Source organism: Nocardia sp. NBC_00881, assembly GCF_045207455.1.
In the GTDB taxonomy this organism is placed as follows: Bacteria; Actinomycetota; Actinomycetes; order Mycobacteriales; family Mycobacteriaceae; genus Nocardia.
This window is the reverse complement of record NZ_CP108798.1, coordinates 4911996-4935502: the sequence shown is the minus strand read 5'-3', so window position 1 is coordinate 4935502 and position 23507 is coordinate 4911996. Positions and strand designations below refer to the sequence as shown.

Annotated in this window: 19 protein-coding genes and 2 pseudogenes; 8 read left to right on the top strand and 13 right to left on the bottom strand. The window is 66.5% G+C overall.

The window, feature by feature from the left end; translation table 11 throughout:
- Nucleotides 1-92: 92 nt before the first annotated feature.
- The 3 genes from mftG to OH799_RS20705 all read left to right on the top strand — a co-directional run bounded on the left by mftG (nucleotide 93) and on the right by OH799_RS20705 (nucleotide 3788).
- Entirely contained in the window at nucleotides 93-1550 is a 1458-nt protein-coding gene (mftG, locus tag OH799_RS20715) for a mycofactocin system GMC family oxidoreductase MftG (protein WP_406266606.1), read from the top strand.
- Between the two features lie 889 nt (nucleotides 1551-2439).
- On the top strand, nucleotides 2440-3573 hold the full coding sequence (locus OH799_RS20710) for a hypothetical protein (protein ID WP_406266603.1): 1134 nt from the start codon (nucleotides 2440-2442) through the stop codon (nucleotides 3571-3573).
- Complete coding sequence (locus OH799_RS20705; RefSeq protein WP_406266600.1) at nucleotides 3570-3788, top strand: MbtH family protein; 219 nt, start codon at nucleotides 3570-3572, stop codon at nucleotides 3786-3788. The genes OH799_RS20710 and OH799_RS20705 overlap by 4 nt, the downstream gene beginning before the upstream one ends.
- A gap of 277 nt (nucleotides 3789-4065) precedes the next feature.
- Here OH799_RS20705 and OH799_RS20700 read toward each other — a convergent pair whose 3' ends face one another.
- Nucleotides 4066-4938 (bottom strand): aldo/keto reductase, encoded by an 873-nt coding sequence (locus tag OH799_RS20700; RefSeq protein ID WP_406266597.1) that lies wholly within the window; start codon nucleotides 4936-4938, stop codon nucleotides 4066-4068.
- A gap of 608 nt (nucleotides 4939-5546) precedes the next feature.
- On the opposite strand from OH799_RS20700, the gene OH799_RS20695 reads away from it, so the two are divergent.
- Nucleotides 5547-5987: a hypothetical protein gene (locus OH799_RS20695; RefSeq protein ID WP_406266593.1), complete on the top strand. Its 441-nt coding sequence runs from the start codon at nucleotides 5547-5549 to the stop codon at nucleotides 5985-5987.
- A 158-nt stretch (nucleotides 5988-6145) separates the two neighbouring features.
- A complete protein-coding gene (locus OH799_RS20690; protein WP_406266590.1) occupies nucleotides 6146-6490 on the top strand; it encodes a hypothetical protein in 345 nt (114 codons plus the stop codon).
- Nucleotides 6491-6527: 37 nt separating this feature from the next.
- Here OH799_RS20690 and OH799_RS20685 read toward each other — a convergent pair whose 3' ends face one another.
- The 5 genes and pseudogenes from OH799_RS20685 to OH799_RS20665 all read right to left on the bottom strand — a co-directional run bounded on the left by OH799_RS20685 (nucleotide 6528) and on the right by OH799_RS20665 (nucleotide 10099).
- The gene (locus OH799_RS20685) at nucleotides 6528-7772 is read right to left on the bottom strand and encodes a TetR/AcrR family transcriptional regulator (protein ID WP_406266587.1); all 1245 of its coding nucleotides are present in this window, start codon (nucleotides 7770-7772) and stop codon (nucleotides 6528-6530) included.
- 249 nt (nucleotides 7773-8021) lie between these two features.
- Nucleotides 8022-8483 carry a type II toxin-antitoxin system VapC family toxin gene (locus OH799_RS20680; protein WP_406266584.1) on the bottom strand — a complete coding sequence of 154 codons (462 nt, stop codon included), beginning with the start codon at nucleotides 8481-8483 and terminating at the stop codon, nucleotides 8022-8024.
- The gene (locus OH799_RS20675) at nucleotides 8480-8734 is read right to left on the bottom strand and encodes a type II toxin-antitoxin system prevent-host-death family antitoxin (protein WP_357271533.1); all 255 of its coding nucleotides are present in this window, start codon (nucleotides 8732-8734) and stop codon (nucleotides 8480-8482) included. The genes OH799_RS20680 and OH799_RS20675 overlap by 4 nt, the downstream gene beginning before the upstream one ends.
- Before the next feature lie 54 nt (nucleotides 8735-8788).
- Nucleotides 8789-9694, bottom strand: a pseudogene (locus OH799_RS20670) (AMP-binding enzyme); the annotation flags it as partial.
- 207 nt (nucleotides 9695-9901) lie between these two features.
- Nucleotides 9902-10099: a hypothetical protein gene (locus tag OH799_RS20665; protein ID WP_406266581.1), complete on the bottom strand. Its 198-nt coding sequence runs from the start codon at nucleotides 10097-10099 to the stop codon at nucleotides 9902-9904.
- Between the two features lie 194 nt (nucleotides 10100-10293).
- On the opposite strand from OH799_RS20665, the gene OH799_RS20660 reads away from it, so the two are divergent.
- On the top strand, nucleotides 10294-12660 hold the full coding sequence (locus OH799_RS20660) for a tetratricopeptide repeat protein (RefSeq protein ID WP_406266578.1): 2367 nt from the start codon (nucleotides 10294-10296) through the stop codon (nucleotides 12658-12660).
- Nucleotides 12661-13223: 563 nt separating this feature from the next.
- Here OH799_RS20660 and OH799_RS20655 read toward each other — a convergent pair.
- On the bottom strand, nucleotides 13224-13532 hold the full coding sequence (locus OH799_RS20655) for a hypothetical protein (RefSeq protein ID WP_406266575.1): 309 nt from the start codon (nucleotides 13530-13532) through the stop codon (nucleotides 13224-13226).
- 291 nt (nucleotides 13533-13823) lie between these two features.
- Nucleotides 13824-14003, bottom strand: coding sequence for a hypothetical protein (locus OH799_RS20650; RefSeq protein ID WP_406266572.1), 180 nt, complete (start codon nucleotides 14001-14003; stop codon nucleotides 13824-13826).
- A 314-nt stretch (nucleotides 14004-14317) separates the two neighbouring features.
- Here OH799_RS20650 and OH799_RS20645 point away from each other — a divergent pair, with 314 nt between their 5' ends.
- Nucleotides 14318-15775 (top strand): helix-turn-helix domain-containing protein, encoded by a 1458-nt coding sequence (locus OH799_RS20645; RefSeq protein ID WP_406266569.1) that lies wholly within the window; start codon nucleotides 14318-14320, stop codon nucleotides 15773-15775.
- Nucleotides 15772-16668 (top strand): phosphotransferase, encoded by an 897-nt coding sequence (locus OH799_RS20640; protein ID WP_406266566.1) that lies wholly within the window; start codon nucleotides 15772-15774, stop codon nucleotides 16666-16668. The genes OH799_RS20645 and OH799_RS20640 overlap by 4 nt, the downstream gene beginning before the upstream one ends.
- Before the next feature lie 206 nt (nucleotides 16669-16874).
- Here OH799_RS20640 and OH799_RS20635 read toward each other — a convergent pair whose 3' ends face one another.
- The 5 genes and pseudogenes from OH799_RS20635 to OH799_RS20615 all read right to left on the bottom strand — a co-directional run bounded on the left by OH799_RS20635 (nucleotide 16875) and on the right by OH799_RS20615 (nucleotide 23502).
- The gene (locus OH799_RS20635) at nucleotides 16875-18824 is read right to left on the bottom strand and encodes an acetoacetate--CoA ligase (protein WP_406266563.1); all 1950 of its coding nucleotides are present in this window, start codon (nucleotides 18822-18824) and stop codon (nucleotides 16875-16877) included.
- 31 nt (nucleotides 18825-18855) lie between these two features.
- Complete coding sequence (locus OH799_RS20630) at nucleotides 18856-19668, bottom strand: HpcH/HpaI aldolase/citrate lyase family protein (protein WP_406266560.1); 813 nt, start codon at nucleotides 19666-19668, stop codon at nucleotides 18856-18858.
- The gene (locus tag OH799_RS20625; RefSeq protein ID WP_406266557.1) at nucleotides 19665-20222 is read right to left on the bottom strand and encodes a MaoC family dehydratase; all 558 of its coding nucleotides are present in this window, start codon (nucleotides 20220-20222) and stop codon (nucleotides 19665-19667) included. Before OH799_RS20625 ends, OH799_RS20630 begins: the two co-directional genes overlap by 4 nt.
- Nucleotides 20223-20296: 74 nt before the next feature.
- Nucleotides 20297-21454: pseudogene (locus tag OH799_RS20620) on the bottom strand (acyl-CoA dehydrogenase family protein); the annotation flags it as partial.
- Nucleotides 21451-23502 carry an acetyl/propionyl/methylcrotonyl-CoA carboxylase subunit alpha gene (locus tag OH799_RS20615; RefSeq protein WP_406266554.1) on the bottom strand — a complete coding sequence of 684 codons (2052 nt, stop codon included), beginning with the start codon at nucleotides 23500-23502 and terminating at the stop codon, nucleotides 21451-21453. The pseudogene OH799_RS20620 and the gene OH799_RS20615, both read right to left, overlap by 4 nt.
- Between the last annotated feature and the right edge of the window lie 5 nt (nucleotides 23503-23507).

Below are 23507 nucleotides of genomic sequence, written 5' to 3'. Positions count from 1 at the left end.
GACTCGAGATGACCCGCACGCTGCTCGCCGTACCGCATCGTCGTCGCACGGCGACGTGGCCGGCGCCGAGATACTGAACGGGACGGGTCCGGATGGCCGACACGCTCATCGTCGGAGGCGGGACCGCCGGGTGTGTGCTCGCGGCGCGGCTGAGTGCGGACCCGGGCCACGCGGTGCGACTGCTCGAGGCGGGTCGGCTGTGGACCACCCCCGGTGCCGTCCCCGACGAGCTGCTCGACGCGACCGCCATGCCGATCGGCCCGCATTCGCCGTGGCTGTGGCGCTACGAGGTCACGCTCGCCGCCGACCCGCCGGTGGTCGGAAACATCGTGCGCGGCCGGGTGATCGGCGGCTCGGGATCGATCAACGGCGGCTACTTTCTCCGTGCCACCGCGGCGGATTTCGATGCGTGGACCCGCGCGGTGGGTGCGTCGGCGTCCTGGTCGTTCGACGACGTGTTGCCGATGTACCGCCGCACCGAGCACGATCTGGACTTCGGCCATCAGCCGTGGCACGGACGCTCTGGTCCGATTCCGGTGCGCCGCACGGCGAATCCCGCCGCCCTCAGCGCAGCGTTCGTGACGGCGTGCCTGGCCGCCGGATTCACCGAAGTTCCTGATCTCAACGCACCGGAGGGTGACGAAGGCGTCGGCGCGGTGCCGTGCAACGTCGCCCAGGGCAGACGGATCGGCTCGGCACTGGGCTATCTGCTTCCCGCGTTGGCCCGCCCCAACTTGACGGTCAGCGGGGAAACGCAGGTCACCCGCATCCGTTTCGACGGTACGCGCGCGATCGGCGTGGATTGCCTACGTGCGGGCCGGACCCACACCGAATGGGCGGACCGCATCGTGGTCAGCGCCGGAGCGATCGAGTCGGCCGCGTTGCTGCTGCGCTCCGGCATCGGTGACCCCGGCCGGCTTCGCGCACTGGGTATTCCGGTGGTGCATCCCAGCCAGGTCGGCGCCTGGTTCAGTGATCATCCCGAGATCGGGATCGACTACCTGCTCGAGTCGGACGAACAAGCCACCGTCCCCTTGGAATCCGTGCTCGAGCTCGACGACGTCGAACTCCGGCCCTACGCTGTGTCCTTCGCGCCGGGTGTGCGTCGGCTCGGCGTCGCGCTGATGCGTCCGCGCTCGACCGGCGTGCTTCGGCTGCGCTCGGCCGACCCCACCGTCGCTCCGCTGATAGACCATCGGTATCTCGCCGCGGAACACGATCGGGCCCGGTTGCGTGCTGGGGTGTCGACCGCCGCCGAACTGCTGCGGTGGATGAACGTGCACCCGCTCGTCGAGCCGATTCCGGCGGGTGCGGATCTCGCGGGCGCCTGGCTACGGGCAAATCTGGCAACGTCGCAACACCTATCCGGAACCTGTCGAATGGGAAGTGAAAACGACGAAGCGGCGGTGGTGGACGAGTCGTGTCGAGTGCACGGGGTGACCGGATTGTTCGTTGTGGATCTCTCCGTAGTGCCCGTACCGCTGAGTCGTGGACCACAGGCTACGACGATGATGATCGCGGAAAAGGCCGCCGGGTACCTCACCTCGTGAAGTGAGGGGGTTTCGGCTCCTGGCCTGCCGGTGGCGCGGCAGCTCGGCCCGGGCCGACGCGAATGCGGTCGCGCCCACAGTTGCGTCCTCGGCTTCCGGCGCTGGTAGTGACCGTCGGCGCTCGTGCAAAATTTTTTAGAGGAATTTATTCCTTTTTGTTTAGGAAGCGCCTAGCATTCGCCATGCACGGAGTGCCCTGCTGCGATGTAGCCGACCCGAGGCGCGGCGCGCTCCAAGAGGCAATGACGTGCCAGTCGTCGTGCGCCAGCACCGGCGCAGGCTTGTTCTTGCTGCTCTGAAGCGCTCGGCCAGCTGTGGTTTCGCCATCTAGGAGGTTTTTCTGGTGCACGGTAGCGACTCGGCTGGCGTCCGTGCGCTGCCAGAGCTGAACGGCGCCTATTCGGATCGGCTTGCCGACCGGGCTGAGGCGGTACCGAGCCTGTCGGTGACCGCGCGCACCACCGCGGCGCCGCGGGTGTCGGCTGCCGCCCGTCTGCACTATCTGTATGGTCCAGCAGAGGCGGCGGTCGACGTCACCTCTCGTGAAGTGACCGATACCGATAGCCTCTCGGCGCGATCGGCGCGCCGGTGTTCGACACCCGGCTCCACGTGCTCGATTCGCGGCTTCGGTCGTTGCCGGTCGTGGATGAGCTGTATCTGTCGGGGGTACAGCTCACCCGGCGTTATCTCGGTCGCGCGGGACCGACTCCCGCACGCTTCGTCGCCGACTCGTTCGCCGGCAACCCGGTGCGCCGGACCACACATTTCGAACCTCGAATGCCTCGGGCGCAGCGACTTCCAGATGAAGCTGGGGTCGGCGGCGGACCGAGCTGGGCGAGATCGAGCCCGTGCACGGTGCGGTCGATTCGGTGGTCCGCCAGTGGTCGTAGTGCGTGACCAACCCGGAATCAGCGAGCAGCCGGTCGCCGACGGCGTCGAATTCGAACCGGGCACTCGGCAACTCGCGCAGTTGCCCGCGCCAGCGGTGCGGATGGCGGCACAGGTCGCCGCCCGGCTCGGTGCCGAACTGAACTGCCTGCTCGGAGTCCGCGAGCTGTGCACCGCTACCGCGGTGACCGAACTCGCCGAACTCATCGAGCGGGCGGGTGGATCCGGCGGCGCGTCCCTGGTCGCGCAGCTGCGGGCGCGGCCACGGCCGCCGCTGGTTCCACTTGATACCGCACGGCGGCGCAGCACGGCGGCGCTGCACACCGACGCCGACGGTCCGTTCTCCCGGTTGCGCGTGCAGGTGCGCGAGCGTGACATTGCCGCCTTCTTGCACGCCGGGGTGCCGTTCGGGCAGCGGGTCGAGGTGCCCGACCTGCCGCGCTCGTCGGCGCGCCCCCCACTGTTCGAGGTGCTGCTCGCCTTCGGCAATGCCGAGGCAATCGCCGTCGAACTGCCCGTACTGTCGGTGGCCACCAGTACCCTGGACACCGGAGTGACCGAGTTCGATCTCCAGCTCACGGTCACCGAGTACTCTGCCGGTGCCGGACTCGGGGAAGGTCCGGCATCGGCGGGGATTCCGGGGAATTCACCCGCGCCACGGATTTCTTCGACGAGGCGTGGCACGCAATACGCGCGAGGGCAGGCCCGCTTCCTCGGCGCGGACACCGAAGAGGTGTGCCTGCGCGGCCCCGCCGCGGCGCGCGGACTGCCGTGCGCGGTCCGCACCTTCGGCCGAGCACTTCGTCGCAGACCCCTCGCGCCCGCGGGCGGGCGGCTCTCCCCGACCCGAGATCTGATGTGGTGGACCCGCTCCGGCGCGAAACGTTTCAGCGGACGGACCGATCATCAGGTGAGGGTGCGCGGACTGCGCTCGAACTCGGTGACATCGACGCCATCGAGCTACGCGTACGCCGTGGACGGGAACCGTGCGCAACCATGCGGTGGATGCCTCGCACCGGCGGATGACCCCGGACTCCGCGCTGGACAGGATCGGCCACGCCAGCACCGTGGTGCGGACGGACCCCACCGCACTTGGACCCCGACTCGAACTGGACCAGGAAGAAGGAAAGAATGACCAACCCGTTCGACGACAACGACGCCAAGTTCTATGTCTTGATCAACGACGAGGGCGAACACTCCTTGTGGCCGGTCTTCGCGGCCGTTCCTGACGGCTGGACCATCGCCTATGGCGCCGCCAACCGAAAGTCCTGTCTGCGATACGTGGAAACCCACTGGGTGGACATGCGCCCCAAGTCGCTCATCGAAGCCATGGCCAACGAGGCGAACTGACCAAGACCACCTGAATACGCGGGCGCGCCGCTCACCTCCCGCTGGTGATCGGCGCGCCCCGCCCAATGCCCGCGATCACCCGTCGGCGCGGAGGGATTCGATCACCATCTAAGCCTGTTGGCGCCATTCGGCAACGGCCCTGATGCGCAGGATTCGAGTGTCGAGTCGAACTGTTCGGCGCGCTCGGTCGACCGATGTAGGTGCAAGCGGCATTCCGGACGTCGGTCGTGTCCGGGCGGGTCGTCCCCGACAGCTGGCCGACGGCTACTGCCGCTGATCAGGCGGCGGCGGAGAGTGTGTCGAACTCCTTGTCGGTCAGGGTGATCCGTGCCGCCTCGGTGTTCTCCTCGACGTGCGCGACGCTGGACGTGCCTGGGATCGGCAGCACCACCGGCGCGCGGCGCAGCAGCCAGGCCAGCGCCAGCTGCGCGGGCGTGGCGCCGTGGTCGGCGGAGATCGCGTCGAGCGGGCCGCCCGGCTTCGCCAGTTCACCGGTGGCGATGGGGAACCACGGGATGAAGGCGATATTCTCCTGCTCGGCGTAGTCCAGTACGTCCTCGTCGGTGCGGTTGGCCAAGTTGTACAGGTTCTGCACCGACACGATGGTGGCGATTTCGCGTGCCTGGCGCAGCTGCTCGACGCTCACTTGTGAGACGCCGATGTGGCGAATCTTGCCTTCCCGTTGGAGCAGAACGAGCTCACCGAGCTGGTCGGCCAGCGGCACCTGGGGGTCGATGCGGTGCAGCTGGTAGAGGTCGATCCGGTCGACGCCGAGGTGACGCAGGCTGAGTTCGGTCTGTTGGCGCAGGTACTCGGGTCTGCCGACCGGACGCCAATCCCCGGGTCCGCCCCGGGTCAGTCCGCCTTTGGTGGCGATCACCAGGTCGTCGGCGTAGGGGTACAGCGCCTTCCTGATCAACTGCTCGCTGACGAACGGGCCGTAGGAGTCTGCGGTGTCGATGAAGTCGACGCCGAGTTCGACAGCGCGGCGCAGCACCCGCACCGCCTCGTCGGGATCCTTCGGGTCGCCCCAGATGCCGGGCCCGGTCAGCTGCATCGCGCCGTAGCCGAGCCGGTGCACCGGAAGGTCGCCGCCGAGGGCGAAGGTTCCGGAGGCTTCGGCGGGGCGTGCGTGGAGGTCTGTGCTCATGGAATTCGGTTCCTTCCGAAGTAATGGAACTGCGCGAAAATGCTTGCGAGCGTCGCGCCCGCGCGGGTATATCGTCGCGGTGCGGGCGCCGGCTCTCTTGCGGGAACGTGATCCCCTTGGCGTCGATTCCCGTAGCGTGGTCCGTGTTCGCCGTGGGCGGAATGGTCGGGGGTTGCTTCCGCGCTGTGCCGGGCGACGAGGCCGGGTTCACCACAGCGCATTCGCCGCCGCCACGTGGCCGAAACGGATGCCCATGAGATGCATGACCCGCAGCCACGAGCACACGGGCATCCGAGCCGAAGCGTTGGCCCAGATCGACCTCCGATGCCGGTGCGGCGTGCACGACCGGGCATGATCGCAGCAGATCCGAACCGGGCCCTCGCCGAACGCGGATCAGGCGCCGGGCAGCGATCGCCGAGACGAGGAGGCTCCCGATCGAGACATCACGCGGGCATGGTGCGCAGGCCGAGCATGGACAGGACCACGCCACCGCGCCGGGTTTCGCGGCCCTGACGAGCGCAGTCCTCGGTGTGGCCGTTCTATTGTGCGTCCACTTCGACTGGGCTCCGTTCGTTAGGAACTCGACCGGTCCCGATCAGCTCATCGGCATGCTGAGCGGCGGGATTCTGGTGGGCGCTTCCCTGCTGGTGTGGGCGATCAAGTCGCTATATCTGCTCGGCAGGGAGCACCGGTGGTCCTGGAAGGTCGCCGCGGTACCGGCGGTTGCGCTCGCAGGGCTGGTAGCCGGCTTGGTCACGCAGCCCGCGAGCTTCGACTCCGCACGTCCGGAAATGGAGGAAGTCGCGGTCGAGATGCTGCGCGAGGATGGGCTGGGTACCCGCCAGGACCTGAGTCTCGACGGGCTCGATATCAGCTTGGCTCAACGTGAGTCCGATGGGCGTGTCTACTTCTACGATGCTGACGGGTTCGTGGGCTCGAACGTCTACGGTTGGGTCTACTCGCCCGGCACCGAGCCGGTAGGGAATGCCGGCCAACGGTTCGAAAAACTGTCCGGAGACTGGTACTCGTTCGTCTTCACCACCGACTGAGGGCCGCTGGCGGCCTCGACTCAGAACCTCGCGATCCGCATGGGTACAACCCAACGGGCGCTCGCCTCGGCGTCAGGGTCGACTTTCACGCGGCGGTGGTACCGACTTCGCCGTTTGAAGTTGCATCCCGTACCGGGGTACGGGCTTACCGTGGCGTCATGATGATTACACCTGCTTCCGGGGATTGGGTGCCGGACTCGTGCACCCTGCCCACCGCTGAGCAACCGGTTCGGGTCGCGGAGTTCGACCGGTTCTTCGCCGAGTCCGTGCGGCGCACACATCGGCCTGCACGGACTGGGCTGGATCTGCTGCTTGCCGCCGACGCCGAACCTGCCGGCCGTGACCTGGCTGCCCGTGAATCGGGCTGCTGCTCGTTCTTCGCTTTCAGCTTCGCTACCACTGATGCGGGGCCGGTGATGCACATAGAGGTTCCCGACTCCCAGGTCGAGGTACTGGACGCGCTCGCCGCGCGGGTGGACACCTTCATCGGCAGCGAACACTGATGAACGGCTGCGCACAAGCCGTCGGCCGCGGTGGTGCCTATGATCGCGCGGAGCTGCCGAAGAGGACCAGCCGCATCAGCAGGCGCACCCGGTCCTGCGCGGCCATCGATGCGTTGCCGAAGGTGCGGCCCAGATCGACGACCACCGTGAAGGCCGCGTGGATGAGAAACCGCGCCTCGGCGGGAGTGAGTTCGGGACGCACCTCGCGCAGCAGCCGGGCCCACTCCTCGACGCTGAGCCGCTGGATATTGCGCAGCACAGTACGTTCCTCGGCCGGAACATGTTGAAACTCCGTGTAATACACAAAGGTCAGTGCGCGTTCGGCGAACGATCCCGCGACGTACTGGGTGATCAGTGTGGTGAGCGCGTCCTCGGAGTCGGCGGCCGCCGTGACCGCGGGCCCGATGGCGCCGGAAACCCGTTCCGCGGCACGGCGGAACGCGGCGGCGAGCAGGTCGCTTTTGCCGCGGTAGAACCGATACACCGCAGACGCGGCTGACAAGCCCGCTGCGGTGGCGATGTCCTCCACGCTGACGTTCGGGTATCCGCGTTCGTGGAACAGCTCCACCGCTTTGCGCAGCAGGAGTTCGTGTTTGAACGAGTCCGGGATCTCCACCACCGCGACCGGCTCCACATCCCGCTCCTCCGGCAGATCGGCGTGCACGATCGACCAGCACGCCGAACTCAACAGACGGGCAAGCGCTTTCACGGGTAGGTTGGCGTGGTGGTCGGCGATGCTGGTGATCGTGCTGAGTAGCGCGGCGCGCAGCACTCGATGATCGTCGTCGGTCAGCTCCGGGCGCAGTGCGGCCAGCTGGGCGCCGAGCGCGCCGAGGACTGTCGCCTGCTCCTCGTTGAGCGTGATCTGGTCGTCGGGTTCGAGGTATCGGCCCTCCCAGCGCACCAGGGTGACCGTGGGACGGTTCTCGATCGTGATCGCGATGAGCGCGTCGAGTATGTGTCGCAGCCGCTGCTCGGCCGGCCGGCCGGCCGCCTCTTCCGCCAGCTGGACCGATGCGGTCATGGCCCGGCCCACACGCAGCAGTTCCTCTCGGAACAGCGCGTACTTGCTCGGATAGTGGCGGTAGAGCGCGGCGGAGCTGATGCCGAGCCCGGATGCGATGTCCTCCATGCTCACACCGTGGTAGCCGAGTGCGCCGAACGCGGCGGCCGACGCAGCAGCGATCTGGGCCCGCCGATTCTTCGGCCTGCGCCGGATCTCCCGAGGTGCCGAATCGCCGCTGCCCGCCCTCCGCGCCATACGGCGATTGTCGACACTCATGCGGCCATGGTAACGACACTTACCGGCCAGGACGCCGCGCGATAGTACTGCATGCGGCCGAACCAAGCCGGGCGCCTGCTGATCCAGCGCCGGCGCGCAAGGGCCACTACCGAGCCGCGGGGATCGTGAATCCAACGGGAAGCGGCACTGGCTCATTCGTGGCCGGGGGACGTGTGCCGGTGGCGTCGGTCGCGCGACCAGCGGCGGCAATGCGACTCCTACACTGTGCGCGAGACCTGAAAGCCGCGGTCATACGGGCCGCTGCGCGGTTAGATCGCATCCTCTGGATTGTTTCGTGTCGAACGTTGCCACTCCTAGCGTCCGCCACGCATCCAGTAGACGCTTGTCGCCTGACCCCGCGACGAGATCCGGGTCGTCGAGTTGTTCAGCGGAGGAGCAATGGATGGCGTCATATCCCCGCAGTGCACAACCATCAGCCAGCTCGGCCGCGCGCAGCATCAATGCCTCGTCGATCTCGATTACCTCAACTTGCGGCCAGAGCTGGTCCAATAGGCGCCGGCAGCCTGAATAGGCCACGTCATCGAGGCGCCTTATCCGATGAGCCTGCGCGAGCGCTGCTGTGGTCTCCACGTAGAGGAGCCTGTTCGACACCACTGCGTCGGCATCATCCCAAAAGCGGCGGCAGGCTTGACTGCTCGGCTCGTCGACCAGTAACGGAACAAAAGCGGAGGTATCGAGATACCCGATCACCGGCGCTGCTCATCGATGAGCTCACTGACGATGCCGTTCCCGTGGATCGGTTCAGGGGCTGGCTGCTTCTTCTTGCGCGCGGGTTGAATGCGTCCTTCGCTGCGGAGCTGTTCCAGCCGTGTCAGGCGGCCGACCGGAACGATGCGGGCGATCGGTTGCCCATGATCGGTAACCGTCACCGTATGTCCTGATCGAACCTCCGCCAAGTGTCGACTGAGGCTATCTCGTAGCTCTCGAATTCCGACGTCCATGGCAGAAGTCTCCTCTTGTCGCCATATATTCGTATTAAATTATAGCCACAATTCTCACCCCGCAGGGCGTGGCCGCTGGGTCAGGTACCAGTCGAGTAGGTCCGGGTTGTCGACCGCGCTGGGTTCGACGACGCGAGCTGGATCGGCGCCCTGGAAGAGCTTCTTGATCGGCACCTCCAGCTTCTTACCGGTGCGGGTGTGTGGGATGCCGGGGGCGAGGATGATTTCGTCGGGGATGTGGCGTGGGGACACTTGGGTTCGGATGGTGTTGTTGATGCGCGTTTTCAGTTCGTCGGTCAGTTCGGCGCCAGACGCGAGGACTACGAACAGCGGCATCCAGTATCCGCCGTCGGGTTGCTCGGCGCCGATCACCAGGGCTTCGGCGATCTCGGGTAGGCGCTCGACGGCCTGGTAGATGTCCGCGCTGCCCATCCGGATGCCGTGCCGATTGAGCGTGGAGTCGGAGCGGCCGTGCACGATCACGCTGTGCCGGTCGGTGATGGTGATCCAGTCGCCGTGCCGCCATACGCCGGGATAGGTGTCGAAATACGCCTCGTGATAGCGCTTTCCGTCGTCGTCGTGCCAGAAGCGCACCGGCATGGACGGCATCGGTGCGGTGACGACGAGTTCGCCGACTTCGCCGCGCACCGGCTGCCCCGCGGCGTCGAAGGCGTCCAGCGCGACGCCGAGGTACGGCGCCGACAGCTCGCCAGGCCACACCGGCACGGTGCGCACGCCGCCGATGAACGCGGACACCACGTCGGTGCCGCCGCTGATCGAGGACACCTGGACGTGGTCGCCGACGTTGGCGCCGAGCCACAGCGCCGAGGAGGTAGGCAGCGATGCGCCGGTGATGCCGACCATGCGCAGTGTGGACAGGTCGTAATCGGCGCGCGGCACGGAGCCTGCCTTGATGCAGGCGAGCACGTAGCCGGGGCTTGTGCCGAGCACGGTGGCGCCACCGCGCGATAACCAGCTGGTTGAGGAAGCTTCACGATGATCTGGGGTCTGCCATATTGCTGGCGTATTTCGGCGTTCGGTGGATGGTGGGCTGATGACAGCTTCCGGTCATCTCTTGCTGCCGGTCACCAGCGCGCCGCGCTTGGTGACCGCGAGAGGCGCGGGCAGCTTGTGCGCGTTTGCGGCGGCTCGGACTGGCGCCCAGGATCACAGTGCATCGAGGTGGCTCAGCAGGAGGATGGTGAGGCCGACGGTGCCGGCGAATCCGACTCCGCCGTCGCGGATTGCGGCGGCGGGGTGGGCGCCGCGGGCGTGAGCGAGTAGGGCGGTGATGATGCCGATGATGATGCCGAGCAGGACGGAGATCGTGATCAGCAGGATTTTGGTGAGTTGGTTGTCGTGCATTGAGTTTCGCCTTCGATCCGGTGGGACTGGTGGGTTCCCATTGAGCTCGATCGGCTGGTGACTGAGGTCGTGTGGCTCGGCTATGGTGCGGGTGTGCGCATGTCAGAGCTGGTGTGGCGACTTCGGGACTCGCCGCGACTCCCGATGATCGAGTGCGTGGGTAGGGGCTCGGTGCGGTGACTGGCGGCGAGGGTATGACGAAGGAGAGCTTTCTCGAAGAGCTTGATTGCCTGCACGAGGCGGCGGGGTCGCCGGGTATGCAGAACATCGCCCGGTGGACAGAGCTCAACCATCCGCCGGGCGTCAAGCTCAGAACTCTTTCGGGGTGGTTCGCTGGCGGTGCGCGCAGGCATGTGCCGCGGTCGGTGTCGGAGAAGGACTTCGCCGTTGTTGTGGAGTACCTACTCGACCGCGCTGGCAAGACAACCACGATCGACGCCGAGGTCGGCAAATGGGTCAAATGGCTGAGAGAGGCGAATACAACTCGATCAGCTCCGAAAGTGGTGGTGGTGGGCAAGATCCCTGCCGAAGCAGCGTATTTCGTGACTCGCGATCAGCTGCGTCGGCTTGCCCATGCTTTGGCGGGTTCGCGGGTGGTGGTGGTGGTGACCGGGATGATGGGGGCGGGCAAGACACAGTTGGCTGCCGCCTACGCCCGCAGTACTGGCGCCACTGTGGTGGGTTGGGTCAACGCCGCAACTGACGGCACACTCTTAGAAGGACTGGCGGACATCGCCGAGCGGCTGCGTGTCGCGGATCCTGAGGGGGATTCGCAGCGTTCGGCGCACCTGCTGCGGGATCATCTCGCCTCCCGCGCAGAGGAGGGGTTGCTGGTGTTCGACAACGCAAGTGACCCGGATCGGGTCTGTGAGTTCATTCCCGCCCGGGGCGGCACACGCGTGATAATCACCAGCACCGACCACGACTTCACCACTTTGGGCACCCGAGTGCAGGTCGAGGTCTACAGCCGTGCGGAATCGGTCGGGTTCCTAACCGCCGCAACCGGACTCGTCGACGACCATGGCGCCGATCAAGTGGCAGAGGATCTGGGTGATCTGCCGCTGGCATTGACGCAGGCTGCAAACACCATCACCACCCTCTGCCCCCCGGATTACGCCAGCTATCGGCAATTGCTCGCCCAACCGATGCCGCGAGCCTTCACCTGCCGGGCCGGTGAGAGCCATCCCCACCCGGTGGACAAGGCGATCCTGCTGTCGCTGGAAACTATCGAAGCTCCCACCGGCGATCCCGAACTCGATACCGCGGTGCGGGAACTACTCGAGATCATGGCGATGCTCTCACCCGCCGGAGTATCCGTCGCAATCCTGCCCGACAAACCGGGGCGTCTTCGTGAGGCTCTGGCCCGGTGTGTCCGAGGATCACTACTGACTCGCTCGACCACAGGCGAGTCGGTCACAATGCACTGCCTCATCGCCCGGGTCCTGCGCGAACGAGCCGGAACCGACCACACGTTGGCACAGCTTGCTGCCAACGCACTCACCGTCATCGAAGGCAACCTGTTCGATAGAAGTCAAGCCTGGCAACGCCGTGCCGAAGGTGCACATCTCATCGACCAGATCGACGCCATCTGGAAGACCGGAGCACACACCACCAGCGCAGAAGTCACCACGCGGTTGTTCCGAGCACGCGCCTGGGCCAGCAGACAGTTGAGCGCAGCGGCGGATACGGCGCGCGGAGTCACCCACAGCAAGCAGACGCTCACCGACGCCGAGCATTGGCTCGAGCCCGATCACCCTCTCACTCTCGCCGCGCGCAACAACCTCGCCCACGCCTACTTCTCCGCGGGACGGCTCCGGAAAGGCATTCGGCTCTACAAACGCAACCTCATCAAGGCCAAGCGGGTACTAGGAGCCAACGACCACCACACCTTCCTCGCCCGCAACAACCTCGCGGGAGGTTACCGATCGGTGGGCCGAGTTGCCGAGGCGATCACGCTCTACGAGCGCAATCTCCCCAACGTCGAGCATTGGCTCGAACCCGATGACCACATCATCTTCACCACCCGTAATAACCTCGCCAGCGCCTACGAATCCGTCGGACGATTCCCCGAAGCCATCCGGCTCTACAAGCGCAACCTCGCCGAGGCCGAGCATTGGAGCGAGACCGATAACATCACTACCCTCAACAACCTCGCTGGCGCCTACACAGCCACCAACAATCCCCTTCAGGCCATCCCGCTCCTCGAGCAAACTCTCACCGACGCCGAGCGGGCACTAGGAGCCAACGACCACCCCAAACTCCTCACAATTCGCCACACCCTCGCCAACGCCTACGCATCCACCGAACGATTCCCCGAAGCCATCCGGCTCTACAAGCAGATACTCCCGGAGCTCGAGCAGACGTTCGGAGCCAACCACCCCCGCACCCGCACCACTCGCGAAAACCTCGCCAAAACCTACAGATTGGTGGCCGAAGCCATCGAATGGTACGAACAGATCCTTACCGATCACAAGCGGGTACTCGCACCAGACCACCCCGACGTCTGCGCCCTGCGTAACCTCCTCACCACCCTCCGCAGAAGCCAGGACGAGTGTCGCTGAACGATCTCCAACACCGGCGGTGTGGGAGCAGACCTGCAGTTACACAACAGATCACATGTCCAAATACGCCGGAACGGGCATCCCCGGTCACCCTGATCAGCGGCTACGCCATATCCGCCCGCCTGTTTTTGCGACTACTACGGCGACGCCGATAACCCCCCACGTCCGAGTGGTTCTCGGTGGTTAGGCTGCCGTTAGCATGGGGCCTCGAATCGCACCTTGGTGTCGGGTCGGCTGCATGCACCGGTCAGTCGTCGATGCCGTAGATGTTGCGGCGTATGCTGTCGTGCTGGTGCCGGTCTCCCGCGCCTCCCTACAAGCCGATCTGCTCGCCGCCCAGCAACGCTGCCTGCGCATCGCCGCCCGAAACCACACTCGAAACACAACGGATCCGACGACAGCGTCTCCGACCATTTCGCGGCCTCCACGTGCTTGCCTGGAGCCGGAACTCACCCTGTCGCGTAGCTGCGCGGCACGCTCGATGGTCAAGCCCATAACGTGCGCGTGGCACCAGCGCTCGGCTAGCTGGCCGTCTGCCGCGACATAGACGCCGCCCACACGGACTACCGGCTGGACCGCGGCACGGTCCCGCGCGGAGTCACCAATTCGCACACCAGACTCACCGCCCGTGCGGCACCACCGAAATGCGCAAGATCCGGTGTAACGATCGCAGCCGCCTGGACCTTGTGCACCGTGTGGACCACCAGCGTTGTCGGCATGTAGGTGTCCGGCTGAATGGTGAGCAATCCCGCGAAGGCGTAGCCGCCCTGACGGGCAAGGTCTCCGATCACTTGCTCATCGCGCATTCTGTCGTCGGTGACGTCCAGGCGCAGCAGTCCTATTGCTTTTGGCTGCACGAGTTTTCCCTTCATCAGAGAATTTCGGGCGGCGGTGAGTGCGCGCCGCCCGCGGGTGGTGGTCGTCGCTAAGTTCTCGATCTAGGCGCGCTTGGAGCACCGCGAACGGCTCGACCGGCGGTTGGCCCTCATCGTTCGGCGCAGAGCCCAGGTCGTCATCCCCGAGCGGAAGGAGGCAGGCGGCGGCGATGATCCCGACGGCGCACAGCAGGATTGCGAACAGCGCGCCGCATACCTCTGCATCCATGGTCATCGCCTCGATGTCGGAAACACCAGGTACTGAGCTCGCGTGGCCGTCATCGTGGATCAATCGAGGATCGAGGACACATGGCCGAGCGCGGCGACGTACTGCTTGCACGTCGGCCTGTGTCCTGCATGTTTGGAGAGCACGAACCGCGCTCGCTCGAAGTCCATCACGATGGGCTGCACGGTGCAGTCGCGGTGCTCTATCTCCCACCGGTCATAGGCGCTCATCAATGTCGGCATGTCGTGCCTCCAAGGGTTGGGGGTTTGGGAGCACACCCGACTGGGGGCCGAACGAGTCCGGACCGAAAATGACCTCGTTCGGCTAGCTTCCGCGGATCCGAGAAAGGGGGATCGGAGCCCCGGCGCTGGGTGTGCTGGCTCCAGATTCCGTTCTGAGACTTGCGATCCCAACGCCCAGCAGGGCTAGCCCCAGTGGGGCTTGTCGTCCGGCAAAGACAAACGCTTCTGGGCCAAGGATCGAGAGTTTCAGCACGTGGGACGGCTTCGGCGCATAGGCTGATGACAACAGCGGTTGATCCGGCTGAAGGGGACACATGGGTGTTGGGGGACGCATTTGCCGCGCGTGCAGAGCGGCATTACCGGTAGTCGACACCGGCAGCATCTGTGCGTCCTGTGCTCGCGCCGCTGGATTCAAGAAGTTGCTGCCCGCCGGCTTCTTCGACGAACCCGCGATCCGAAAAGCGTTGGCCAACCATGACTTCGGCGTCGTGTTCGCCGCCGTCCGCGAGCAGACCGGCCTCTCACAACTGCAGTTGGGTGCGTTGCTCGACCTCACCCAGTCCCGGGTCTCCGCTGTAGAGCGGGGTGAACGTCGTCTGATCAGCGTCAAGCTGGTTGCCCGGATCTCCGATACTCTCGGCATCCCGGCTTCGCTCCTCGGGTTCTACTCCGAGTCTCCGAGTAGCCTGGCCAGCGAGGAGGTGACTTGGATGGAACGTAGGGATTTCATCACCTTGGTAACCGCGGCAGCGCTCGGTTCCCACCTTCACCCGGAACTCGAACGGCTGGGAGGACTGCTTCCCGGACGGCTCGAGCCAGTTACCCGGCCGCACATCGGGTCCGGAGACATCGATGCCATCGAGGCCATCACCGATGGCTTCCGGCGATGGGATCTGGCGTACGGCGGGGGGCTATGCCGCACAGCGGCACTCACCCAGTTGCACCAGGTCCGCGCGCTCGAGGGCGCGGTATGCGCCTTCGATGTCCGCACGCGATTGTGGATCGCCACCGCCGAGCTGGCGAGCATGGCCGGATGGCTCGCCTACGACATCGAAGAACACGACTCGGCCCGCACGCTGTGGACTTACGCTCTGCAGACGGCGTACCGCGGTGAAGACCACCCGCGTAGCACAGATCTGACGGTCAGCATTCTGCTGGACATCGCGCACCAGTCACTGCACTTGCGGCGGCCGCGGGAAGCGCTGAAGTTCGCCCAGCTGGCCTCGTCGACGGCGGTCAACCGAAAGCATCCGGTCAGTACGATCACCGCCGGATACATTGCGGCCGTGATGGGCTGGTGCTGGGCGTCGCTGAGCGAGACCGCAGCGACCGAGCGGGCGATCGGACAGTCGGAAAATCACTACACGTCTGCAGACCCTGACACGCTGCCGCCATGGGCATGGTTCGTGACATCCGCCGAAATCGCTGCACAACAAGGGCATTCGATGTATCTGCTATCACTCTCGGAACCAGATTTCGCACCGACGGCGATCGAACGGCTGTCGATCGCGGTCAACGGACATGCGATGGAACATGCGCGCAGCCGTGCTGTCGTCCTGCCCACCCTTGCCGGTGCGTGTCTACAGGCTGGTGATTTCAAATCAGCGGCCGGCTATGGCCGTGACGCGATCACGGCAATCACCGAACTGTCGTCGCAGCGTTGCTATGTACGGCTGCGCGACCTGGACGCCATCGCAGCCCACCACGACAGCGACGTGTATGTCGCCGAGCTGCGTGACGGAATTCGGGCGGCGCTCGCGGCCACCTTGTGACACCGGACAGCGAGCTGCCAGGGCGCGAGGCGCTGCGGGCAGCGTGCATGAAGTTCGGCGTCAACGACGAAGGCGCGCGGCTGCTGCACCACCGATCTAACGCGGTGTGGCTACTTCCTGAGCAAAACCTGGTCGCGCGCTTGGCGCCCGACACTGCCTACCGGCGGGAACGTGCCGTCACAGCGATCGCCGTCACACGTTGGCTCGGGGACGCCGAGAAGCCGATTGCCCTGACTCCGCTCACCGGACGGCAACCGGTGGTCACCAGCGACGCGATCGCAACGTTCTGGCCATATCGTCCCTCGAACAACCAACCCAGCCCAGCAGACCTCGGCGCGCTCGTGCGGCGGCTGCACACCGTCACCGCGCCAACGTTTTCGGTTCCGCATTATCAGCCGCTCCGGCGACTCTTCGAGGCTCTAGCCCTTGACGACGAACGAGCGGCACCAGCACTTGCGGGTCCAGATCGGGCATGGCTGCGGGGACGCGCCGACACAGTGGTTGCCGAGTTTCGCCGTACCCGATTCCCTCTGGGAGAAGGTCTGATTCACGTCGACGTCCACAGCGAGAACGCAGTTCAGGACCACAGGCAGTGGGTACTGATCGACTGGGACCAATGCTGCATTGGTCCCCGCGAACTCGACCTGGTCAACGGCCTACCTGACCACTTCCACCAACCTGCGGGTGATCGTGAGCTGTTCGCAGCCGCCTATGGTTACGACCTACTCGGCTGGTCCGGCTGGACATTGCTCCGCGACATCACCGAACTCCACTCCATGGCTTCCTATATTCGGCTCGCGCCGAGCAAGCCCGCCGCGGCAGTCGAACTCCGCCATCGCTTCCATTCGCTGAGAACGGGCGACGCCACAGCCATCTGGCACGCAATCTCATAGATTTCGGTCCCAAGAGCACTCGCTCCGCTACGACATCGGCGCGCACAACGTGCTCGAACAGCGAACTGAATCCAACTTGATCGGTGGTTTGGGTCGCTTGGATCAGCGCACCCGGCACCTCGATCGAGGGCAGGCTCACTGCCGGAAGTTCGCTTACTTTAAACCCATTGTGTCGCAGTGGAACCCATGAAGGATCTGTCTAGCTGTCAGTTGCTTCCGCCCGGACGGATCGCGCTGTACCAGTCGAGTAGGTCCGGGTTGTCGACCGCGCTGGGTTCGACGACGCGAGCTGGATCGGCGCCCTGGAAGAGCTTCTTGATCGGCACCTCCAGCTTCTTACCGGTGCGGGTGTGTGGGATGCCGGGGGCGAGGATGATTTCGTCGGGGATGTGGCGTGGGGACACTTGGGTTCGGATGGTGTTGTTGATGCGCGTTTTCAGTTCGTCGGTCAGTTCGGCGCCAGACGCGAGGACTACGAACAGCGGCATCCAGTATCCGCCGTCGGGTTGCTCGGCGCCGATCACCAGGGCTTCGGCGATCTCGGGTAGGCGCTCGACGGCCTGGTAGATGTCCGCGCTGCCCATCCGGATGCCGTGCCGATTGAGCGTGGAGTCGGAGCGGCCGTGCACGATCACGCTGTGCCGGTCGGTGATGGTGATCCAGTCGCCGTGCCGCCATACGCCGGGATAGGTGTCGAAATACGCCTCGTGATAGCGCTTTCCGTCGTCGTCGTGCCAGAAGCGCACCGGCATGGACGGCATCGGTGCGGTGACGACGAGTTCGCCGACTTCGCCGCGCACCGGCTGCCCCGCGGCGTCGAAGGCGTCCAGCGCGACGCCGAGGTACGGCGCCGACAGCTCGCCAGGCCACACCGGCACGGTGCGCACGCCGCCGATGAACGCGGACACCACGTCGGTGCCGCCGCTGATCGAGGACACCTGGACGTGGTCGCCGACGTTGGCGCCGAGCCACAGCGCCGAGGAGGTAGGCAGCGATGCGCCGGTGATGCCGACCATGCGCAGTGTGGACAGGTCGTAATCGGCGCGCGGCACGGAGCCTGCCTTGATGCAGGCGAGCACGTAGCCGGGGCTTGTGCCGAGCACGGTGGCGCCGACCTCGGAGGTGATGCGCCACAACGCGTCCGGCGTCGGATAGGTGGGGCTGCCGTCGTAGCAGACGATGGTCGCCCCGACCAGCAGGCCCGCGATCTGGAAGTTCCACATCATCCAGCTCGGGCTGGTGTACCAGAAGAACGTGTCGTCCTGGCCGAGGTCGGATTGCAGGGCAGCGGCTTTGAGGTGTTCGAGCACCACGCCGCCGTGCCCGTGCACGATTCCCTTGGGCAGTCCGGTCGTGCCGGAGGAGAACACGACCCACAGCGGGTGGTCGAAATCGACCGACTCCGTGGTGATCACCGCGGACATTGCCTCGGTGTTGTCGATCGCCTCGTGCCACGGCATCGTGTCCGGCACGTCCAGCCCCAGCTGGGTGACCGCGACGGTGGCCTGTAGCGTGCCGAGCCCGGCCTGTAGCGCGGCGACGTCGGCACGTTTGTCGTGCGCCTTGCCGCCGAAGCGATAGCCGTCGGCGGTGACCAGGACGGTCGGTTCGAGCTGACCGAGCCGATCCAGCGCCGCCTTCGCCGAATAGTCCTGCCCGCAGGCGCTCCAGACGGCACCGATGCTCGCGGTGGCCAGAAACGCGATGACCGCCTCGGGAATATTCGGCAGGTATCCGGCCACCCGGTCGCCGGGTCGCACGCCGAGGGAGCGCAGGGTGCGGGCGAAGGTGGCGGTGCTGTCGATCAATTCGACCCAGGACACTTCGCGAATCGGACCGTCCTCGCTGACCGCCTTGATCGCGGGCCGGTCGGTATTCAGCTGGCGGATCACCTGGTCCACGTAATTCAGCCGGGTGCCGGGGAACCATTGCGCGCCGGGCATTTCCGCGTTCGCCAGTACTTCGCCGGCAACCTCGCCGAGCTCGAAATAGTCCCACAGCGCCCGCCAGAACCCGGCCGGATCCGCTACCGACCACTGCCACAGCGCGGCGTAGTCCGGCGCCCGCACCCCGGTGCGCTTCGCGACGAACGCCGCGAAGTCGGTGATCCTCGCCTCCGCGATGTCGCGTTCGGTCGGCACCCATTGTGGTTGCATCGCAGTCCTCCTGGCTGTACGAACTCGGTGGTCAGTCGCGGTCGGCTCGTCGCACGATCTGCTCGGCATGTCGCAGCACGGGGGCATCGACCATCCTGCCCTCGAAGGCGAATACCCCGCGATGCTTCGGCACCTCGTCGAGTACCCGCTGAGCCCAGGCGATCTCGTCCTCGGACGGCGCGTATGCCGCCCGCAGCACCGGAACCTGGCTCGGATGGATCGCGACCTTGGCGTCGAAGCCGATCGCGACCGCGTCCAGCGCCTCGGCCCGCAGGCCGTCCAGGTCGCGGATGTCCAGATATACCGAGTCCAGCGCGAACTTTCCGTACGCTTTGGCGGCCAGCAACGTCGTGGCCCGGACGTGGCGGACCACGTCCCGGTAGCTGCCATCCGCGTGCCTGCTGGCGTTGCCGCCGAGCCCGGCGATCAGATCCTCGGCGCCCCACATCACGCCGATCGCGTTGCGGGCCAGCAGAGCCCGTCCGACCTCGAGCGCGCCGAGCGGCGACTCGATCAACGCGATCACCTCGTGGTCGGGCAGCGCCGTGATCTGGTCGGTGGATTCGCATTTCGGCAGCATGATCCGGCGGTAGCCGGTCTCGGCCAGCGCCGCGAGATCGAGCGCGTGCTCCGCGGTGGCCGCCGCGTTGACGCGCACCACCGTGGTCTCGGGATCCAGCGGCGTCTCGATCAGTGCTTTGCGCGCCGCGAACTTGTCACCGGCGGCGACGCCGTCCTCCAGGTCGAGGATCACCACGTCGGCTGCCGCAGCGGCCTTCGTATACCGTTCCGGGCGATCGGCCGGGCAGAACAACCAGGCTGGACCGGCCATCTGCCAGCTCATGCTGTATCTCCTTCGGCATACCCGGGCCCTTCGTGGTCGCGCGGGCTGCCGCCTCCGGGCCGGCCGCTCCTGCCGGGCTCCGGGGCCTTGCGGACCAGCGTCTTGCGGACCGCGGTGGCCACGATGTCGCCGTCCTGGTTGCGTGCCGTGTGCGCGAACGTGACGATGCCCTCGCCGGGGCGGCTCTTCGATTCGCGTTTGTCGGTGACCACGGTTTCGGCGTACATGGTGTCGCCGTGGAACAGCGGCTTGGGGAACGCGATCTCGGAGAAGCCGAGGTTGGCGACGATGGTGCCCTGGGTGAGCTGCGCGACGGACAGCCCGACCAGGGTGGACAGCGTGAACATCGAGTTCACCAGCCGCTGGTTGAACGGGGGCAGCCGCTCGCTGAACGCAGCGTCCAGATGCAGCGCCTGCGTGTTCATGGTCAGCGTGGTGAACAGGACGTTGTCCGCCTCGGTGATGGTCCGCCCGGGCCGGTGCTCGTAGACCACCGCCGTGTCGAACTCCTCGAACCACAGCCCGCGCTGCACCACCGCGCGCCGCTGCGTCACAGGCCGCGTCCTTTCGGCCTGGGCGGGCGCCCTGCGTGGTTACGCTCCGCTACCTCCTCCGGGCGCTGCCCGCTCAGGCCGAGCTCCCGTCCGATCAGCATCAACTGCACCTCCGTTGTGCCCTCGCCGATTTCCAGGATCTTGCTGTCCCGATAGTGCCTGGCGACCGCGTATTCATTCATGAAGCCATACCCGCCGAAGATCTGCGTCGCGTCGCGGGAATTGTCCATCGCGGCCTCGCTGGCCACCAGTTTGGCGATGGACGCCTGCTTCTTGAACGGCTTGCCTGCCAGCATCAGCGCCGCCGCGTCATAGTAGGCCGTGCGGGCGGCGTGGGCCCGCGCTTCCATCCTGGCGATCTTGAAGGCAATGGCTTGGTTGCGGCCGATCACCTGGCCGAACGCCTCGCGCTCCTTGGCGTAGCGCACGCTCTCGTCCACACAGCCTTGCGCGGCGCCGACCGAGAGCGCGGCGATGGCGATGCGCCCCTCATCCAGGATGCGCAGGAAGTTGGCGTAGCCGCGGCCGCGCTCGCCGAGCAGATTCTCCTCGGGCACCCGCACGTCGGTGAAGCTGAGCGGATGGGTGTCCGACGCGTTCCAACCGACCTTGTTGTACGCGGGCTCGGCGACGAAGCCGGGAGTGTCGGCGGGCACCAGGATGGTGGAGATCTCCTTCTTGCCGCCGGACTGCCCGGTCACCGCGGTCACCGTGACGAGCTCGGTGATGTCGGTGCCGGAATTGGTGATGAACTGCTTGCTGCCGTTGATGATCCACTCGCCGCTGTCGGCGACCGCCGTGGTCCTGGTGCCGCCCGCGTCGCTGCCCGCGCCCGACTCGGTGAGCCCGAACGCGGCAAGGGTGCGGCCGCTGGTCAGCCGCGGCAGCCATTCCTGTTTCTGCTTGTCGTTGCCGAACCGGTAGATCGGCATGGCGCCGAGGGAGACGCCCGCCTCCAGGGTGATGGCGACGCTCTGATCGACCTTGCCCAGTTCCTCCAGTGCGAGGCACAGCGCGAAGTAGTCACCGCCCATACCGCCGTACTCCTCGGGGAACGGCAGGCCGAACAGCCCCATCTCGGCCATCCCCGCGACCACCTCGTAGGGGAAGGTGTGATTCGCGTCGTGCTCGGCGGCCACGGGAGCGACCACCGACCGCGCGAAGTCGCGCACTGTCAGTGCGAGATCGCGGTACTCCTCCGGCAGCGTGCCGGTGGACAGGAAGTCGGTCATAGGGGGATTCCTTCGTGCTCGGCGGATTGCGGTTCGGCGTGCGCGCCGATGACCCGCGCCAGCACCTGGTCGAGGCGCACTTGGGCGCCGGGCTCGACCAGCAGTTCGACGGTTCCGGTGACTGGCGCGGTGAGCGAGTGCTCCATCTTCATCGCCTCCACGATGACCACAGGCGCGCCTGCGGCCACGGTGGCGCCCGCGGTGACCGGCACCGCGATCACCGAACCGGGCATCGGGCTGCGGATCTCGGCGTCGCCGACGTGTTCGTCCCCGCCGCGCACATCGACCTCGGCGACCTCGCGCAGCACGGCGACGCCGGACGGTCCGGCCACCCAGAGGTGGCCGTCCTGCTCCGCGACGCGATATTCGCGCCGCAGGCCATGCCTGGTGAGGGTGAGCACACCGGTGTACGACTCGGTGCGTCCGGTGAATGTCGCGGTGAGCGAGGATATTTCGCCGTCGCCGATGCGAACCGTTCCGTTGTCGGGCGTGCCGGACAGATAGACGTGCTCGACCCGATCGCCACCCGCGAGCCGAATCGGCGTGGGCGCGGCGGCCCCGATCCGCCACCCGGAGGGGACGTCCCAGGGATTGCCCTGCGTCCTGGGCCAGCGCCGCAGCCAGTGACAAGTGGCGGCGGCGACGAACTCGTCGTCGCCGACGGCGAGGGGATGGAAGTCGGCCACCCGCCGGTCCAGCAGGCCGGTGTCCAGCCGTCCTTCGGCGACGTCGGGGTCGGCCAGCAGAAACCGCAGGAACTCGAGGTTGCTGGTCACCCCGAGCAACACCGTATCGGCCAGCGCCCGATCGAGTTTCGCGAGCGCGGCGGTCCGGTCTCCGGCGTGCGCGATGACCTTGGACAGCATCGGGTCGTAGTCGCTGCCGACCAGCGTGCCGACTCGCAGGCCCGAATCGACCCGCACACCTCGGCCTTCCGGCTCGGCCAGGTCGAGCACCGTGCCGCCGGTGGGCAGGAATCCGCGTCCTGGATCCTCGGCGTAGACCCTGGCCTCGATCGCGTGGCCGACCATGCGAATGTCGTCCTGCGCCACCGCGAGCTTCTGCCCGGCCGCCACGCGGATCTGGCATTCCACCAGGTCGACGCCGGTGACCAGCTCGGTCACCGGGTGCTCGACCTGCAGGCGGGTGTTCATCTCCATGAAGAAGAACTCGTCGGGCCGGTCGGCGGAAACGATGAACTCCACGGTGCCCGCGCCGACGTAGTCCACGCTGCGCGCGGTGTTGCAGGCGGCGGCGCCGATCCTGGCTCTGGTGTCGGCGTCGAGCAGTGGCGAGGGGGCCTCCTCGATCACCTTCTGGTGGCGGCGCTGCAGGCTGCATTCGCGCTCGCCCAGGTGCAGGACGTTGCCGAACTGGTCGGCGAGGATCTGCACCTCGATGTGCCGGGGCCGGGTGACGAAGCGCTCCAGAAACAGCGTGTCGTCACCGAACGCTGCCGCGGCCTCGCGCCGTGCGCTGACCAGCGCGTCCGGCAGCCGTTCCGGGTCGTCCACCCGGCGCATGCCTTTGCCTCCGCCGCCGGCGGAGGGCTTGACCAGCACCGGATATCCGACTTCCGTTGCCGCGGCGATCAGCTCGTCGTCGGTCAGCCCTGGCTTCGCGATGCCGGGCACCACGGGGACGCCGAACGAGGCGACGGTGTTCTTCGCGGCGATCTTGTCGCCCATCACCTCGATCGCCCGCGTAGGCGGGCCGAGGAAGACGATGCCCGCCTCGGCCAGCGCGGCGGCGAAAGCGGCGTTCTCGGAAAGGAATCCGTAGCCGGGATGTACCGCCTGCGCACCGGTCCGTGTGGCGGCCGTAACCACCTTGTCGATGGCGAGGTAGCTCGCTCTGGCGGGCGCGGGGCCCAAGCGCACCGCGGTGTCGGCCTCGTGGACGTGTCTGGCGTCGGTGTCGGCGTCGCTGTAGACGGCCACCGATCGAATACCCATGGCATGCAGCGTGCGGATCACGCGTACCGCGATCTCGCCGCGGTTGGCGACGAGCACGGTGTCGAATTCGACCGGAACGGACTTGTTCAGCATCGCGA